Genomic DNA, 15,755 nt, shown 5'->3' with positions numbered 1-15,755 from the left:
AGTCATGCCATGGGAGCTTACCCGGGAGTGGGACGGCAAGCTCACTGTGGGCGCGTCAGCATCAATCCCTCTGGAGGCACGCGCCTCCTCACGGCGACCCAGGGGATGTCCTGCGCGTCCAACTGGAAGTTGACGAGGCCGCCTCCGATGGCGACCTGCTCGGGTCCCCAGCCGCTCTCGCTTCTCTTTCGATAGAGGATGTGCTCGGAGATGGACGGCCCGTCCTGGCGCTGCCAGGCGACCCAGGGAGCTTCATCCGTGCCCAGCACGAGCCTGGGTGCGCTCGCGGAATAGCCCTCCGTCGGTTTCAGCACAGCCTCCGGCGGGGTCCATCCGATGCTGGGTTCCATGCGCGAGAAGTAGATGGCGGAGCGCAGGGACTTCTCTGGCTCCTCGGTCCAGGCCACGAGGGGCAGGCTGTTCTTCAGCACGAGAGCAATCCCCGTCGCGGAGCAACCCGACGTAGCGTCTACCAGGAGCGGGATTCCCACCGGGGCCCAGCCGTGGTTCAGGTATTCCCAGACAATGACATGCGGCTGGTCCTGCCCGATCGGAATCTCGGACCAGGCCACCATCACCTGGTCGGCTTCAGCGGCGATCGCCGGGAACCGCGCGGGGGTGCCTGGCCCCGGGTTGGCCTCGAACGGCCCTCCCAAGGTGTTCCAGCCGGTGTGCTCCCAGCGAGCCACGTTGATGGTATCGTTCTGGTCCGCCCAGGCGAGGACCGGATCTCCGTCGGACTCGAGCGTCATGACGAGCCCCGACACTTCTCCTCCCTTCACGGAACTCGGAGTGCCCAGGGATTGCCAGCTCGTTCCGTCGTAGCGCTTCACGTAGACGAAAGCGTCCGGCGCCCCTTCAGCCCAGGCGAGGACGATCCGGCCGGTCCTGTCCATGGCGACCCTGGGCGAGAAAGGGGCTTTGCTGTCCTCGTCCTCCTGCCGCGGCGTTGGAAGCTCCTTCCAGCCCGCCTCCGTCCAACGCGCGACCACGAGCCGCGGCTGATCCCTCCACGCGTGGGTCTCGGTCCAGGTCAGGACACGACGGGTCTTCCAGTGGTCGAGGGCGAAGTCCGCCTCTTCAATCATCTCCCCGCTGAGGGCAGCGCCCGCGCGAGTGAAGGGCCAGTAGGTGACGCTCTGCGGGATCCAGGCGTTGGCGGGGAGCGGATTGCCGGCCCGATCGGTGAGCATCAAGGGGGGCAGCTCGGGCGTCAGGGTCTTCGGGAGCGCCAGTGGTGCGTTCGGGATGAGCCGGAGGTGGAGTCCGTCCTGCGACAGGCTCACCTGGCTGGGGACCGGTGTGCCGTTCTCGTCGAGCACTCGGATGGGGGCGCCCTGGAGCGACTTCGGATCCATGGCCTCCGAGAAGACGAACTCCAGCGGCTCGTTCATGGAAGGGAAGCGCGTCTGTGGATTCAGGTTGTTGATCTGTGGGGGAGTCCGGTCCACGGTCACGGTTCTGGAGAGGCTCACGAAGGACTGGTCGCCGAGGGTGGCCTTCATCCAGAAGGAGAACCTCCCTTCCTGGTAGGTGTCGCAGTTCAGGGTGTAGCTGTATGGCGCCGAGAGCGTCTTGACCGGGAGCGTGTCTGCGTAGAGGGAGACCTCGTCCGGTGTCGCTCCCGTCACGGTGGCGGAGAGCGTCACTTTCCGACCCGCCGGGCAGAAGGCCGCATCGGTCGTGTCCAGAGTGATGGTGAGTTCAGAAGGCGGCGGCGGGGGCGGCTCAGGGGGATCCACCCGAAGCGGCTCGCACGCGAGCAACAACAGGGCTCCCATGAGGAGCGGGGCGCGGCGGCGGGTCATTGGAGGCTGGGGCCGATTCATCGCACCAGCCCCATTCCCACGCTTCCTCCGTAGGTCCAGGCGAGGTTCCTCCCGGACAGCGTCCGGACCCAGGCGGCGCCGGCATTGCCCAGGAAGGTCAACTGGAGCGGGCCCACGAGTGGCACCCACACGCCGCTGCCGAGCCCGGCATACGGCTGGAACCCGAGGCTGGCGTTCCCGGTTTCCGGCTCCCACTGCCGGGCGAGGAAGCCTCCCAGCTCCGCGGTGAGCTGAAGCTGGAGGCCGTCCGGGGGGCTCATCAGTCGGCCCACGCCCAGCCGCAGCTCGAAGTCGTTCTGCTGGAGTGCATCCTGCTCGTGCCGTCCGTGCTTCAGGCCCAGCGCGGCCGTGGCCACATTCACCGTGTCACCCAGCCAGGCGTACTGGAGCTGGGTGATGCCTCCCACCATCGGCCCGAAGGTAGGGACGAGGGGACGGCCGAAGGAGGGCCCCAGGTGCAGCATCCACCGCTCGGAGGAGGAGCCCTTGAGCGAGTGGGACACCAGCCGGCTCGGCACGAGCTGGTCCCGCGTCACCTCGACGCGGCCCGCGGGCGGCACCTGCACCCGCGCTGTCAGGGCGCTGCGCTCCTTGCGGGTCGTCAGCAGGTAGTTGCCCGCGGGCAGGGCCAGCGTCGCCACGCCCTCGCCCTTGCGCACCAGTCCCAGGAAGGGCTCTCCGGACGGCGTGGTCACCGTCCAGTCTCCCGGCTCGGGGATGGCGAGCGTCAGCAGCGAGGAGGCCGTGGCGGGGGAGGTGAGGACGAGCTCTCCCTGTCCCTGGAGATCGAAGCGGAAGTGGGGGTGCTGCACGCCCGCGTGAGACAGGAGCGAGGACTCGATGGTCCGCGCGTAGGAGTAGGCGTAGGCCTCGGCCAGGGTGATGCGGCCATCGCCCGACAGGTCCGCCGCCCCGCGAAGCGCCGCGACCAGGTGGTGGGTGAAGATGGAGCCCGCGAGCGCATCCGACTCCTGGGCGGACTCGTCCGCGGCGGACGCGGTGATGATGACGCGGCCAGCGATCTGCGGCTGCTCCACGCTCATGCGGATGTCCGGGAGCGGCTTGAGCCCCTTGAGCCGCGCCGCCTGCCCGGACTGGCACGAGTCCACCACCAGCAGCGCGACGCCCACGGGGGCCTGCTCCACGAACCGGACCACCTCGCGCATGGGCAGGCGTGTTCCGGACAGGTGCAGCGCGTCCGCCTCCGCGTGGCTCGAGACGTAGACGAAGAGCTGGTCGCCCGGGCGTGCCTGAGTCCGGAGGCGCTCGCCAAAGCGCGCGAGCTCGGCGAGGAGCTCGTTGGCGGTGATCCCGAGCAGGAGCAGGCTGTCTCCCGGCCGCACTCCGCCGGCCTCGCCCAGCACGCTCAGCACCGAGCGGGCATCCCGCTCCGCGTACCGCAGCGGCGTGTCGCGACCGATCCCCTGGTTGGCGCCGACGGCGATGGCGAACCTTCGAGGGGAGGCGTCGGGTGGCGGGCTGGCCGCCAGGAGCGCCAGCAGGAGGGGCCCGATCATCTCCGTGTCCCCACCTTCAGGGATACCGAGGTGTGTGTCACCCCGGCGGGAAGCTGCTTCGGTGCCGGGAGCCAGCCGCGGACCTCGTCCAGCCCGAGCGGCCGGTCCGAGTAGAAGGCGTGCACCACGAAGTCACCCTCGGTGACCTGGAAGCGCGGTGTCGTCTGGGCCTCGCTCAGCGCTCCGCTCGTATTGCCCGAGCCGGGCCAGAGCTGCTCGGGCTGGCCGCTGCCGTCCACCGAGACGACGAGCGCGAACCGGTGGCCACCGCCCCGGAGCTTCAGCTCGACCTGATCGCCCTCGCTCAGGACGGGGTTCACCGCTCCATCGGCCAGCCGGATCAGCTCCACCGCGGGCTGGCCCTTCACCCGGACTCCGGGCGGGCCGTCACCGATCGTCCACGGCTCGCCGGTGGGACGCCGGACCACCAGCACGGCCACGGCCGCGGCCAGGGCCGGTACGACCACCCAGCCGAGGCGCCAGCGAGGAGCCCGCGACTCCTTGGTCCGGGCCTGCTCAGAGCGCACCTGGTTGCGGACCCGGAGGAAGCGTGGGTCCGCACGGGTGGCGTCGGCATGCGTCCGCAGGCGCTCCAGGCGACCCTGGCAGGCGACACAGGACTCCAGGTGCGGCGGGCGAGGGCCCCCGACGGCCACCTCATCCAGGGCGAGCGCCGAAAGGTGGTCGCTCATTCCAAGGCTCCCTTCAGCCGGCGCGGCTCGCCGATGGTCTGCGCCAGGGTGGTGATGTGCTTCACCTCTCGGACGATCGTCTTCCGGGAGAGCCCCAGCACCTGGGCGATCTCCTCCTGGGAGAGCCCGTCGACGTAGTAGAGGGCCGCCACGGTGAGGCTGCGCTCGTCGAGATCCCTCGAGAGCTTGAGCAGGAAGTCGCGGCACTCGGAGGGCGCGAGCGCGTCCACCTCGGGCTCGGGGCCTTCGTCCTGCTCGGAGACGTCCCGCAGGCTCCGGGAGCGCAGCATGTTGAGGCAGACGTTGGTCGTCACCCGGTAGATGTAGGTCATCGGCCGGGCTTCTCGCCGGAACGCCGGGGCGTTCTGGATGATGCGGATGAACGTCTCCTGGACGGCATCCCACGCGTCCGCTTCCCGCTGGAGCATGCCCAGGGCCCTCCGGTACATGCCAGGGGCGTACCGGTCGTAGAGCTCCTCGAGCTCCGCGGCGCTCAGCCCCTGGCTCATCTCTTCCTGCTTGGACACGCGGGTGGGCAAGAAGGGGACACAGAATCTTTCGCGGTCACGGGCGCTCGGTAGCACGGACTTGTCACGAATTCCACGGAGGAGGCGAGCGTGTGTCGCCCACTTCGCGCCGGGGCGGCCTTCGCTCGGGGGCCGGTTGGCAGGGCAGGGGACCGAGCGGCCCCCCTCTCCGCGGACAATCTGTCCGAACTGGTCTGCTTGTCATACCAGTTCGGTACCGGTTCAGGGCCAGCCGAGGACCGCTCGTGACAGCAGGCCCAGGGCGACGCTCGCGCCGTTGGCCACCAGGCTCCACAGGAGTGCGCGCCGCACGCCGCGCGTGGTGAGCCAGAGGGCCTCGGCGCCGATCGCGAAGCACTCCACCAGGAGCACCGTCCCCCAGTAGCCCAGGCCCAGCACGCGCAGTGCCGGGAACCCGAACCACACCACCGGATGCGTGAAGGTGCTGGCGAGGATGGCCGCTCGCCAGCCAGCGCCGGCCCGCAGGTAGATGGGCACCTCGACCACCTGCGTGAAGGCGAAGGCAATCAGCCAGGCCTTCACACCCGCCGCCCCTCGATGAGCCAGAGCGCTCCGACCGCAAGCTCGAGGTAGCCGTGGAACCCCGCCAGCCGCAAATAGCCCATGCGGGCTTGCGCGAGATCCACCGCTCCCCACGCCGCGATCCCGAGCGCCAGCGTCGTGAACAGCACCAGCGGCACCACGCCGAAGTCCGTCTCCAGGGCTCGCCACGAAGCTCGCCAGGGCCTGGGTGCCGCGCGGGTCCGGTCATCCTCTGGAACCAGCCGCAGCCACACGCCGTAATGGACCGACTGCAGGAACGCGAACGCCAGCACCAGCCGCAGTGCCAGCACAGGCCCGCTTCCCGGCGCCAGGACCTGCGCGTGCTCCGTGAAGGAGGAGCCTGTCCCGGGCGCCGTCCAGGCTCCCAGCGCCGTCAGCACCGGCTCCGCGGCTCCCAGCAGCAGCGCCACCGTCCCGAGAAAGGCCAGCAGCGGCACGGCCCACGCCCGCCCATGCCGGGCTCTCCAGGCCCACCACCAGAGCGCCACGGCGATCACGTTGTGCAGGTGGGCGAAGGCCAGCTGGAAGCCCGCCCCGAAGCCGAGGGCCACTCCACTGAGCACCGCCCAGCCCACGAGCATCGGCCCCTTGCGCAGCCACGAGCCTCGCGCTCCCAGGATGGCGACCAGCATCGCGAGCAGGCCGAACGCAGGTCCCGCGCCGAGACCGATCGCCAGCAGGGGCACCGCGCACAGCCCGGCGAGGAGCCTCCTGCGGTGCAGCCCCGGGCGCACGACGAGGTACCGCACGTCCGAGACCAGGTGGGGCACGCCCAATAACAGCGGACCGAGCGCCAGGCTCCAGAGCGGCGCGGTGAGGGTGACCAGGAACGCCAGGGCCACGTACACCACTCCGAGCCATGCCACGCGGCGCTCCCGGTCCGCGAAGAGAGGCCCGGCCCACGGGGCGAGGAGTCGATACAGCCTCGCGCGCAGCGCATCCGCGGGCGCGAGGAGTGTCTCCACCGCGCTCATGCGCGCCGACGCGGGTTGCGAGTCCACCACCCGGCCAGGAGCGCGGCCAGGGCGAGAGGCGCCCCCGGAGCCGCCGCGCAGCCGCCGCTCTTGGCGCCTGGAGGCGAGACCACACACTTGAGGCAGTCGTACTCCACGGACTTCGGCGGAGGGCCGTTGCTGTAGTCGTTCCGCCAGCACTTCGACGTCTGGCAGGTGCCGTCCTTGGAGGCATCGGTCTGGCAGCTCGCGCTCTCCTGTTTCCCCGAGCATCCGGCCGTATCGGCGGGAGGGACGTCGGCCCAGGCAACCGAGGACAGGACGAGCGTGGCGGTCAGCAGGAGTCGCTTCATGAGAAGGGAGCCTACACCCAACGGTTCGTGATGGCTCAGTGCGGCCCGGCTTCCCCCGGCGGTCGCTCGAGCGAGCGCACCACCACGGAGCGGCACGCACTGCAGATGACCCCCGTGCGCTCCCAGTGGACCTGCTCCTCCAACTCGCGCGCATCCTCCGGCCCCTCTTCGAGCTGCTTCATGATCGCGGCGAGCTCGACGGTGCTCCCTCGCCCGGGACCGTCCAGCATGTCCTGCTCGCCTTGCAGGGTGAGGGTGAAGCGGTAGTACACCTCGCTCGCGGCAAGGTGGCGCCCGCAGGCGACACAGGTCTTCGGTGATGGGCCGATCACGAAGGAGACACTAATCAATTGCTGGCCTGGGTTCCCGCCCATGAAGGGCAGGGGAGCCGTGGCCCGCATGGCAGTGGCCGTGCCACCGTGTGGGTCGACGCGCTCCGTCATTGCCTTCGAGAAAAGCGCACGCTTGTATGCGACGCCGTGAAGAACCCGTCCCGTCGCGTGCACCCATCCCTGGTCATCCTGGGCCTTCTCCTCTCCACGGGCGTCTCCCGGGCGGAGCCTCCTTCTCCACAGACTCCCGAGGCCGCGACTCCGGCCAGCGCATCCGCCGCGCCCGCCGAGGAGCAGCCCCCCATCCTCACCTCGCTCTACCCCCTCTGGGAGAACACCGGCCGGGTGCTGCCCCACAAGGGCCTGTATCTGGGCACCAGCAACGCGGAGTTCGGCCTCTTCGGCGTGGCGCAGCTCGGCGTCCATCCGCTGTCCTTCGTCTTCCGCGCGCCCAACATCCACGCGAAGCTGCGCCTGCTGGCCACCGAGCGGCTCGCGGTGGCCGCCCATGCGGAGGTGCTCGTCTTCCTGCCCGGGTCGGGGGAGGCCTTCACCTCGAGCAACTACATCTCCCGCCTGGACACCCGGGACATCCTCCTCACCGTGGTGCCCGTGGGGACCACGGCCTCGTACCAGGTCTTCCCCTGGCTCTACCTCCACGGCACCGCCACGGTCATGGGCATGTTCGACAATGGGCCCTACCGCAATCGCCTGGTGGTTGGCACCAACCTGGTCGCCGAGTTCCTGGCCTTCAAGCACCACTCCGTCCGCGCCCACGCTAGCGAGGTGGGCTTCTGGGACCATGACTTCAACATGCTCGGCGCTTCCTACTGCTACCGGCGGGGCTGGTTCGAGGCGCAGGTCGGCTACTTCTATCGCTTCTTCGAGGATGGCCGGCAGACCAGCCCGCTGCTCGCCCTGGGGATCTACCTGTGAGGCGCTCCCGCTTCGCGCTCTGCCTGCTGGTGCTCTCCATGTCCGCGTGTGACTGGGAGCACTACGCGATGATGAACAGCATCCCCGCTCGGGGAGAGCCGTCGCTCAACCCCGTGGTGCGCGTGTACCTGGGCATGGATGGGCTCTCCCACAGCGCCGTCGTGCGCGCGCGCGAGCGGGGCGCCTTCCCCCACGCGAACCTCTCGCGCTTCGTCGCCATGTTCCCCGCCACCAGCGACTCCAGCTGGACGCGCATCTTCCACACCCAGCGCTTCGCCGGGTACGAGTTCGGCCACTACGATCCGGTGAAGGACAAGGTCTACAACAAGGCCCTGGGCGGGCTGCTGGTGCACCTCGTCCCGCCGCTGGAGGAGCTGCCCTTCACGCTGCCGACCTATGCCCAGACGCCCGCGTACTACCGGGCGTTCGACTACCACGCGAGCGCCTACCTGGACGCGCTCTGGAGCTACGATCGCCCCGTCTACGGCTACTACAAGGGCGTCGACAACGTCTTCGCCGCCCTGGCCGGCCGCAGCCAGGTCCAGGACACCTTCACCGCCTACCTGCTGGAGACGGACGTCATCGGCCACATCCGCTCCGAGGATGACATGGTCGAGGTGCTCGTCGCCCTGAGCGAGCGCATCGAGAAGTTCAAGCGCGATCACCCCGAGCGCACCTTCATCTTCACCTTCTTCGGCGACCATGGCATCGACGGCATCCCCAAGCCGGAGGAGACGGTGGTGGACTTCCGCGATCAGCTCGAGGACGCGGGCGTCGTCACCGTGGAGTCCATGGAGGACGCGGACAAGGAGGAGGGCCCCGCCGCGATCGCCATCCTCCACACCCGCGTCACCTACGTGGCCATCCACGCCCGCCCGCACTGGGTGGCCGAGGTGGCGCGCCGGGCCTCCACGTGCTCGGCGGCCGATCTCGTCTTCGCGCGCGGCGAGGTGCCGGGGCCCGAGTTTCCGCAGGGCCTGGACTGGGTGAGCGTCTGGCGCGAGGGCAACCTCGTGGCGCGCTTCGGCTATGACGTCGCCACGGACTCCTACGTGCTGCCGAGCAACCTGGACTGGGCGGCGCTCGACATCCCCGTCACCTTCAACGAGGGGGCGCCCTACGGCCTCTTCGGCGACGACGCGCTCTTCTCGCTGACGGTCGATCGCACCTACCCGGACTTCTTCTTCCGGGCCCGCACCGCCTTCGAGCCCATCAGCGTGCAGTACCCCTCGGACATCATCGTGTCCTATCGCCACCCGTTCATGTCCGTGGGCTACCAGGCGCCCATCGCCAGCCTCAACGGCGTGGGTACGGGAGGCAGCCACGGCGCGATGGATCGGCTGGGCAGCGTGGCGGCCCTGCTCTCCGAGGAGCGCGAGCTGCCGCCCGTGGTGCGCTCCGACAACCTGCTGGAGCTCTTCCCGGCCCTCGTCCATCACATGCGGCAGCGCGAGGTCGAGCTCCTCCCCGGCGCGGTGGGCGCCGAGCTCGACTACGATCGGCTGCCCTGACGGTTCCCCGGCGGGCTGCCCCAGCGCTCCGGCTCGGGCTCAGCCCGTGGCGGCATGGCGCGCTGGAGGCTCCGGAGGAGTGGGGCGCTGGGTGAGGACGTTGGTCGGCAGGAAGACCCGGAAGGTGCTCCCGCGGCCCGGGTGGCTCTCCACCGTGATGTGGCCTCGCAGCGTCTTGACAATGTCGTGGCAGATGGACAGGCCCAGCCCCGTGCCCTGGCGCGGGGACCTCGTGGTGAAGAACGGATCGAACAGCCGATCCAGCTCCTCTTCCGGGATGCCCTCCCCGGTGTCGTGCACCGACACCATCAGCACCCCCTCCTCGTGCCGGGTGGAGAGGCGGATCTCTCCCGACTCTCCGCCCTGGGGCGGCAGCGCCTGCACGGCGTTGAGGATCAGGTGGAGGAACACCTGCGCCAGCTGGGACTCGTTCCCGTAGAGCGGGGGCACCGGCGCGTAGTCCTTCACCACCCGCGCGCGGTGCTTGATGTCTCCCCACGCCATGTTCACGCACGAGTCGAGCAGGGCCGAGAGATCCACCAGGCCCTGCTGGTCCGGCGTGCTGCGCGAGAAGAGCCGCAGGTTGCGCACGATGTCCCGCACCCGGCGGCTCCCGTTGAGCGTCTCCTCCAGCGCCTCCAGGAGCTCCCGGGCGCGCTCGCCCGTGAGGAACTCCCCGGTCTCGACGAGGGCATGCAGCTCGTCGTTCAGGTAGTTGAGGTTGCTGAGCATGTAGGCCAGCGGGTTGTTGATCTCGTGCGCCATCCCCGCCGTCAGCGTGCCCAGCGACACCAGCCGCTCCGTCGTGAGCAGTCGCTCGTGCACCTGCCGCCGCTCGCTGAGATCCCGGACGATGCACGCGACGGCGGGCGCTCCCTCGAACAGCAGGGAGACCGTCACCAGCTCGCCCACCGCCGGCCGACCCTGGCGGTGCCGCAGCCGGACCTCTCTCGGGGCAGGGGAGGTGGACAGCTCGGTGAGCAGCGCCTCCTCTCCCGGCTGGACGCACTCCGTCACCGGCCGGCCCAGCAGCTCCAGCGGGCTGGCGAGGCCCAGCAGCGTGACGGCCGCCGGGTTGGCGAAGATCACGCTGCCCTCGCGATGGATGACGATGGCGTCCGGAGCATGCTCCATGAGGTTGCGGAAGCCCGCCTCGGAGAGCAGCTGATCCTCCTCGGCGTGGCGCCTGCGTCGCTCGCAGCGCAGCCCCACCAGCAGCACGCCGCACGTGGCCAGGCACGGCTGGAGGAAGGCGCGCACGGCGTCGTCATAGCCCCCCGGGCGGTTGGCCAGCCCCACCATGCCCACCAGCTCCTGGCCCGCGTGGATGGGCAGGCCCACGAAGGAGCGCAGCGCCCAGGGCTCCTCCGAGGGGCCTCCCGGCGCCTCCTCCGTGAGCCGGTGGTTGGACACCACGGGCTGACCGGTCAGCAGCACGGCGCCAACGAGGCTCTGAAGCGCGGAGAACCTCAGGCCCCGAGAGGCCTCGCCCGTGTACAGCTCCCGCGGACCCGACGCCCAGTGCAGGTTCGTCAGCGTGAGAGGCTGCACCGACGCCTTCCCCTGGGGACCGCGCACCACCTCGGCGATGAAGCCGCTCTGGCTGCCGGTCAGCTCCAGCAGCGCCGACAGCAGCGGATCGAGGAGCCGCGGCGCTGGCTGTTCTTGGAGGAAGGCTGTCTGGACCCCGCTCAGTGCCTGCCACAGGCGCTCGTTCGCGGGCAGTACCGGCTCATGCAACGTGCTCATGGCTCCGCTCCAGGGAGGAGGTGTAGGTCTCTCGATGTCCCAGAGGCGGTGGTATGGAATGGCGCCACCTGTACGGCCCCCCCTCCGTGCCTCGCATTGTAAGGAGATGGAAATGCGGCGGACACTCAGAGCGGAACATTTCGGCGCGATTGTATTCTGGCGGACGGACGTCTCCGACTCGAGTACAACGCGGAGCGGGCCTCGCGGCCGGAGCCCTCAGAACGGATCGTAGCAGTCGTAGTTGCGGATCGACGCGATGCGGCCGTCTCGGAAGGTGATGAACTGGCCGATCATCGCGTGCAGCGTGCTGCCCGCCGGCTTGTTTCCCAGGGCGATGGCGAGCGTGCCCGTCCAGTCGATCTCGAGCGCCACATGGTCCCCCGCGGCCACGGCGTTGCGGACCTCGTAGCGCTGCGAGGAGAGCACCTGCTGCCCGCGCTCCGAGGACGCGCGCAGCGCCTGGGCGTCCCGATGGGCCCCGTTCGGGAAGAGCCGGTTGGGGTACTCGTGCTGGGAGACATCCGGGTGGCAGAACTCCATCAGGGTGCTGCCCGTGGCTCCCTGCTCCACGGCCTTCACGAAGCGCAGCGCGGTCTCGACGTTCGGCGAACTCATGGCGTCCTCCTCGGGTTGATACACAACCAAGGTTGCACAACCGTGGTTGTGCATGCAAGAGGTTCGGGCATGGCACGTGAGACGGAAGGCTCGGCCGTGAGGCTGGAGGCGTTGGATCTGGGCTACCTGGCCCTCTTCGTGGGGATGCGAGTGAACGAGCTGACGCTCGAGGAGCTGCATGCCGCGGGCTTCACGGGCCTGCGCCACTCGCACGGCTTCGTCTTCCAGCACCTGCTCGCAGGCGCGCGCTCCGTCAGCGAGCTGGCCACGCTGCTCGAGGTGACACAGCAGGCAGCCTCGAAGACGGTGGCGGAGCTGGAGCAGCTGGGCTTCATCGAGGACACCCCCTCGCCAGACGCGCGCGTGCGGCGGGTGAAGCTGTCGGCGCGTGGCCTGGCGGCGGTGGAGCAGGGGCGGGCGGTGCGGGCCGAGCTGGAGAGGCGCTTCGAGCGCAGCCATGGGCGCAAGGCCATCGAGGACGCTCGCAAGCTGCTGGCCCGGGTGCTCGACTCGCTGGGAGGCGCCGAGGCCGTGCGCGCCCGCCGTGTACGGCCTCCTCGCTGAGTCAGCGCGTACCCAGCCCTGTCCCCGAGAGGGGGGCGCGAAGCCGCGTCATCAGCGATAACACGCAAACCCTGTATTTACGTGGACTTCCTGGAAATTCCCGGATTTGGTCTTGTGGTGTCTCGCTTTGCTGAATACCATGGTGCCGCTGTGCCAGGGCTGCGTCAGGCATCTTCCTTTCCCAAGGGGAACAACGGCCTGAGGTATCGGAGGCACGCGATCCAGGGCAGCGGCCCTCACACCCCGTGAGCCGACCGTCCCTTCCCCCGTAAAGGCTCCACCCGGAGCCAAGGAGCGCAGAGTGAAGACAGAGTTCAGCAGGACGAGAAAATGGTGGCAGGCCTCGGTGGTCGCGGCCGCCGTCCTGGGGGCGTGTGGGCCCGTGCAGGAGGACTTGGGCGAGGACGGGGAGTGGGGCACCTCCGAGCAGGGTGCCCTGACGGGGGTGTCCCTGGGCATTGCCACCGGCAACTTCTACGTCTCCGGCGACCAGCCGCTGAGCAACTTCTCCGAGCAGGCGATCTGCGAGTTCAGCAACCTCGGGGCGAAGTGGATCCGCATCGAGGCGGACGTGCCCGGGGTGGACGCGGACACCTACCGGCGCATCGTGCAGAAGGCGCACGCCAAGAACATCAAGGTGGTGGTGGTGGTGCCGGCGCGCTACTGCGGCGGGACGACCCAGGCGGAGATCGACGCGTTCACCAGCGGCTACGTGACGCACCTCAATGAGCTGGCGACCACCATCTTCACGGGCACGGCGGCGGCGGACGCGTACGAGATCGGCAACGAGCCGAACGTCACCGAGAACCTCTGCCCGGATGGGGTGAGCCGCTTCCGCGTGGCGCCCAACGCGTTCGCGTGGCTGCAGCGCCAGGCGTGGAACTGGAAGACGGGCAACGGGCGCGCGGAGCTGCTCATCAGCGGCGGCGTGCTGAACACGTACACCACCGAGCCGTTCTGGACGCCGTTCTTCACGTCGGCGGCCTTCACGGGCTTCCCGGGGAGCCGGCCGTTCGACTTCTTCGGCATCCATCCGTACAACCCGGCCAACATGGATGTGAACTGCATCAACGCGGGCTACACCACGTGCTTCACCGGCTGGAAGAACAGCGTGAAGAACGGGCTGGTCACCGTGGCCAACCGGGTGAACACCGCCACGGGCACCACGGGCTCGAAGCTGTTCGCCACCGAGTTCGGCTTCCAGGTCGTCTCGGGCAACTCCTGCACGGGCGTGGACAACTGCACGCTGGTCAACAGCCTGCCCACCGGCAGCCCGCCGTACCTGCAACTCGCGGCGGCCATGGCGGCCGCGGGGGATGCGCTCGTGCAAAGCAACGTCACCCCCAACGCCATCTGGTATGACTACCGGGACGACGCCGTCGAGGGCTTCGGCCTGCGCTCCGTGTGGGACTCCACCACGGAGAAGTACCTGGTGAAGACGGCGGCCTGGAACAAGTTCCGCAGCATGGCGGGCGGCATGGGCAGCACCAACCCCGAGGCCTGCTGGGTGAAGGGCGACTACTTCAACGTGCCCTTCGAGACCGGCGACACCCTGCGCTCCACGTCCGCGGGTGACTGGGCCTACGGCTACTACAAGGGCGAGTGCGCCCCCGGCGAGCGCATCATGGGCCTGTCCAAGTCCGTGGCCAACGGCTGGGCGCGCATGGGCATCTGCTACAAGGATCCGCTCGACTCGGGCCGCTACAAGCACCCCACGCCGACCTTCCCGCTGTGCACCATCCGCACGGTGCTCAATGGCAGCGATCGCGGGGCGACGCCCACCAAGCCTGGCGACTGGGATCCCGGCAACTACCTGGCCGAGTGCTCGCCCACCGAGTACGTCGCGGGCGTGGCGCAGACGACGGACAACAAGTTCAGCCACATCCTCTGCTGCCCGGCCACCGTGTCGGCGACGTCCTGCACTACGGTCGCCTTCGGGAGCGCGGACAACCGGGAGACGGATGACTCCGGCAACTGGGACGCCGCGGGCACCAAGGGTGAGTGCGGCGTGGGCCGCTACGTGGCCGGTGTGAGCCGCACGCCGGCTGGCCAGCCCAACGCGCTGCTCTGCTGCAACCAGTAGCTCGGAGCGGACGGGGAGGCGGCATGCGCTGGCTGCCTCCCCGTTGCCGTCAGGGGCGGATGCGAACCTTCGTGTTGAGGTGACACCAAGCCCTCGCGGGACGTGCTCGCGGGGTGTCATCCAGAAGGGACGCAGTCATGTCGATGGCGGGAGTCGCGCAGGAGACGGTACGCATCGTGGAACAGGGAGAGTACGTGGCCCCCTCGGGGCGGACGGTCTCCCTGAAGGAGTCGGTGGAGCACGCGGTGTCAGGCACCGTCCTCTACCGGCCTTCGGACTTCGAGCGGCTGGCGCCCCCTGCTTCCACGGGGAGTGCCTTGCGCGTCGAGGTGACCTCCGAGAAGACGGGACATGCGAGCCGCAGGCTCATCGAGAAGGAGGGCGTGGAGGACGTGCTCGCGCTCAACTTCGCCTCCGCGCGCAACCCAGGGGGCGGCTTCCTCCGCGGAGCGAAGGCCCAGGAGGAGGATCTCGCTCGGTGCTCGGCGCTCTACACCTGCCTCATCACCCAGCCGGACTACTACACGGTGAACCGGGAGGAGCGGTCGCTCCTGTATACGGATCACCTCATCTACTCGCCGCGCGTGCCCTTCTTCCGGGATGAGAAGCTGCGGTTTCTGGAGCGACCCTTCCACGTCTCCATCGTCACCGCTCCAGCGCCGAACGCGGGCCAGCTCCTCCGCAGGGAGCCCGGCCTTCGGCCTCGCATCCGAGAGGTGCTGCATTCCCGGGCGCTCAAGGTGCTGCGGGTCGCCGCGGAGCGGGGCCACCGTACCCTCGTGCTCGGAGCGTGGGGCTGCGGCGCGTTCGGCAACGATCCCACGGACGCGGCCGACGCCTTCGCCGCGGCGCTGAGCGCGCTGCCCGGAGCCTTCGACCGGGTGGTGTTCGCCGTCTACGAGCGCGCTGGCGACGGGCCCAACCTGCGGACCTTCCGAGCGCGCTTCGGCTCGCCCGCCGCCTGAGCCTTCTCGAGGTGACGCGCTCGGCTCAGCCGCCCACGCGCAGGAGGACCTGCACGTCGCTGCTCACGCTGCCCTGGGTGATGGCCGGGACGGGCGCGGGCGTGGAGAAGCTGCGCCCCGCATCCGTGATGCGGGCGCGCACGCCGTAGGTGGCCTCGGGGCGGATCCGCTCCTGGGGGATGGCCACCGAGAAGGCGATGGGGACCTGCCCGGCGTTGCGCAGGGTCTGCTCTCCGAGCACGGTGCCCGCGGTGCCGTCGGGCATCAGCTCCACCACCTCGACCTGCACGACGGCCTCGGGCGACAGGGCGATCCGCTCGCGGTAGCGCACCGCTCCGGTCACCTGGAGCGTGGCGCCCGGTGTCGCCACGGGCTGGGTGCCGGGCGTGGCGGGAGCCTCCGGGGCGGGCTGGGGAGCGGGGGCAGGGGTCTCGTCTGGCTGTGCCGATCGGGTCGAAGCGCAGGCGCTCAAGGTGAGCAGTGCGGCGCATCCCAGGAGCACGGGTGTCTGGCGGGTCATGGCGGGCATCCTACCGGAAAAACCTGCTTTACTGCGCTTCCTCAT

The 15,755-nt window shown here is 69.5% G+C and carries 16 protein-coding genes; 5 read left to right on the top strand and 11 right to left on the bottom strand.

Annotated elements, in window-relative coordinates; all coding sequences use genetic code 11:
* Window positions 1-41 precede the first annotated feature (41 nt).
* The 8 genes from KY572_RS05060 to KY572_RS05025 all read right to left on the bottom strand — a co-directional run bounded on the left by KY572_RS05060 (window position 42) and on the right by KY572_RS05025 (window position 6,878).
* The gene (locus tag KY572_RS05060; protein WP_224241025.1) at window positions 42-1,808 is read right to left on the bottom strand and encodes an Ig-like domain-containing protein; all 1,767 of its coding nucleotides are present in this window, start codon (window positions 1,806-1,808) and stop codon (window positions 42-44) included.
* 17 nt (window positions 1,809-1,825) lie between these two features.
* Window positions 1,826-3,346, bottom strand: coding sequence for a caspase family protein (locus tag KY572_RS05055; RefSeq protein WP_224241024.1), 1,521 nt, complete (start codon window positions 3,344-3,346; stop codon window positions 1,826-1,828).
* Window positions 3,343-4,038, bottom strand: coding sequence for a hypothetical protein (locus KY572_RS05050; protein WP_224241023.1), 696 nt, complete (start codon window positions 4,036-4,038; stop codon window positions 3,343-3,345). The genes KY572_RS05055 and KY572_RS05050 overlap by 4 nt, the downstream gene beginning before the upstream one ends.
* Window positions 4,035-4,547, bottom strand: coding sequence for an RNA polymerase sigma factor (locus KY572_RS05045; RefSeq protein WP_224241022.1), 513 nt, complete (start codon window positions 4,545-4,547; stop codon window positions 4,035-4,037). The genes KY572_RS05050 and KY572_RS05045 overlap by 4 nt, the downstream gene beginning before the upstream one ends.
* Window positions 4,548-4,787: 240 nt before the next feature.
* Window positions 4,788-5,108, bottom strand: coding sequence for a hypothetical protein (locus tag KY572_RS05040; protein ID WP_224241021.1), 321 nt, complete (start codon window positions 5,106-5,108; stop codon window positions 4,788-4,790).
* Window positions 5,105-6,094 carry a hypothetical protein gene (locus tag KY572_RS05035; RefSeq protein ID WP_224241020.1) on the bottom strand — a complete coding sequence of 330 codons (990 nt, stop codon included), beginning with the start codon at window positions 6,092-6,094 and terminating at the stop codon, window positions 5,105-5,107. Before KY572_RS05035 ends, KY572_RS05040 begins: the two co-directional genes overlap by 4 nt.
* Before the next feature lie 5 nt (window positions 6,095-6,099).
* Window positions 6,100-6,435, bottom strand: coding sequence for a hypothetical protein (locus KY572_RS05030; RefSeq protein WP_224241019.1), 336 nt, complete (start codon window positions 6,433-6,435; stop codon window positions 6,100-6,102).
* 35 nt (window positions 6,436-6,470) lie between these two features.
* Entirely contained in the window at window positions 6,471-6,878 is a 408-nt protein-coding gene (locus KY572_RS05025; RefSeq protein WP_224241018.1) for a hypothetical protein, read from the bottom strand.
* 36 nt (window positions 6,879-6,914) lie between these two features.
* On the opposite strand from KY572_RS05025, the gene KY572_RS05020 reads away from it, so the two are divergent.
* Both KY572_RS05020 and KY572_RS05015 read left to right on the top strand, forming a co-directional pair.
* Entirely contained in the window at window positions 6,915-7,703 is a 789-nt protein-coding gene (locus tag KY572_RS05020; protein WP_224241017.1) for a hypothetical protein, read from the top strand.
* The gene (locus KY572_RS05015; RefSeq protein ID WP_224241016.1) at window positions 7,700-9,214 is read left to right on the top strand and encodes a hypothetical protein; all 1,515 of its coding nucleotides are present in this window, start codon (window positions 7,700-7,702) and stop codon (window positions 9,212-9,214) included. Before KY572_RS05020 ends, KY572_RS05015 begins: the two co-directional genes overlap by 4 nt.
* A gap of 39 nt (window positions 9,215-9,253) precedes the next feature.
* Here KY572_RS05015 and KY572_RS05010 read toward each other — a convergent pair whose 3' ends face one another.
* Together KY572_RS05010 and KY572_RS05005 are read right to left on the bottom strand one after the other, a co-directional pair.
* Window positions 9,254-10,963, bottom strand: a complete 1,710-nt coding sequence (locus tag KY572_RS05010) for an ATP-binding protein (protein ID WP_224241015.1) — start codon at window positions 10,961-10,963, stop codon at window positions 9,254-9,256.
* Between the two features lie 216 nt (window positions 10,964-11,179).
* On the bottom strand, window positions 11,180-11,578 hold the full coding sequence (locus KY572_RS05005; protein ID WP_224241014.1) for a nuclear transport factor 2 family protein: 399 nt from the start codon (window positions 11,576-11,578) through the stop codon (window positions 11,180-11,182).
* Between the two features lie 69 nt (window positions 11,579-11,647).
* On the opposite strand from KY572_RS05005, the gene KY572_RS05000 reads away from it, so the two are divergent.
* The 3 genes from KY572_RS05000 to KY572_RS04990 all read left to right on the top strand — a co-directional run bounded on the left by KY572_RS05000 (window position 11,648) and on the right by KY572_RS04990 (window position 15,190).
* On the top strand, window positions 11,648-12,142 hold the full coding sequence (locus KY572_RS05000; protein WP_224241013.1) for a MarR family winged helix-turn-helix transcriptional regulator: 495 nt from the start codon (window positions 11,648-11,650) through the stop codon (window positions 12,140-12,142).
* Between the two features lie 382 nt (window positions 12,143-12,524).
* A complete protein-coding gene (locus tag KY572_RS04995; protein ID WP_224241012.1) occupies window positions 12,525-14,225 on the top strand; it encodes a hypothetical protein in 1,701 nt (566 codons plus the stop codon).
* A gap of 137 nt (window positions 14,226-14,362) precedes the next feature.
* A complete protein-coding gene (locus tag KY572_RS04990) occupies window positions 14,363-15,190 on the top strand; it encodes a TIGR02452 family protein (protein WP_224241011.1) in 828 nt (275 codons plus the stop codon).
* Window positions 15,191-15,215: 25 nt separating this feature from the next.
* On the opposite strand, the gene KY572_RS04985 is transcribed toward KY572_RS04990, so the two are convergent.
* Entirely contained in the window at window positions 15,216-15,710 is a 495-nt protein-coding gene (locus tag KY572_RS04985; protein ID WP_224241010.1) for a YbaY family lipoprotein, read from the bottom strand.
* Between the last annotated feature and the right edge of the window lie 45 nt (window positions 15,711-15,755).

The organism is Hyalangium gracile (assembly GCF_020103725.1).
In the GTDB taxonomy this organism is placed as follows: domain Bacteria; phylum Myxococcota; class Myxococcia; order Myxococcales; family Myxococcaceae; genus Hyalangium; species Hyalangium gracile.
Note: the sequence above shows the minus strand (reverse complement) of the source record. Positions and strands in the feature narration are given on the sequence as shown.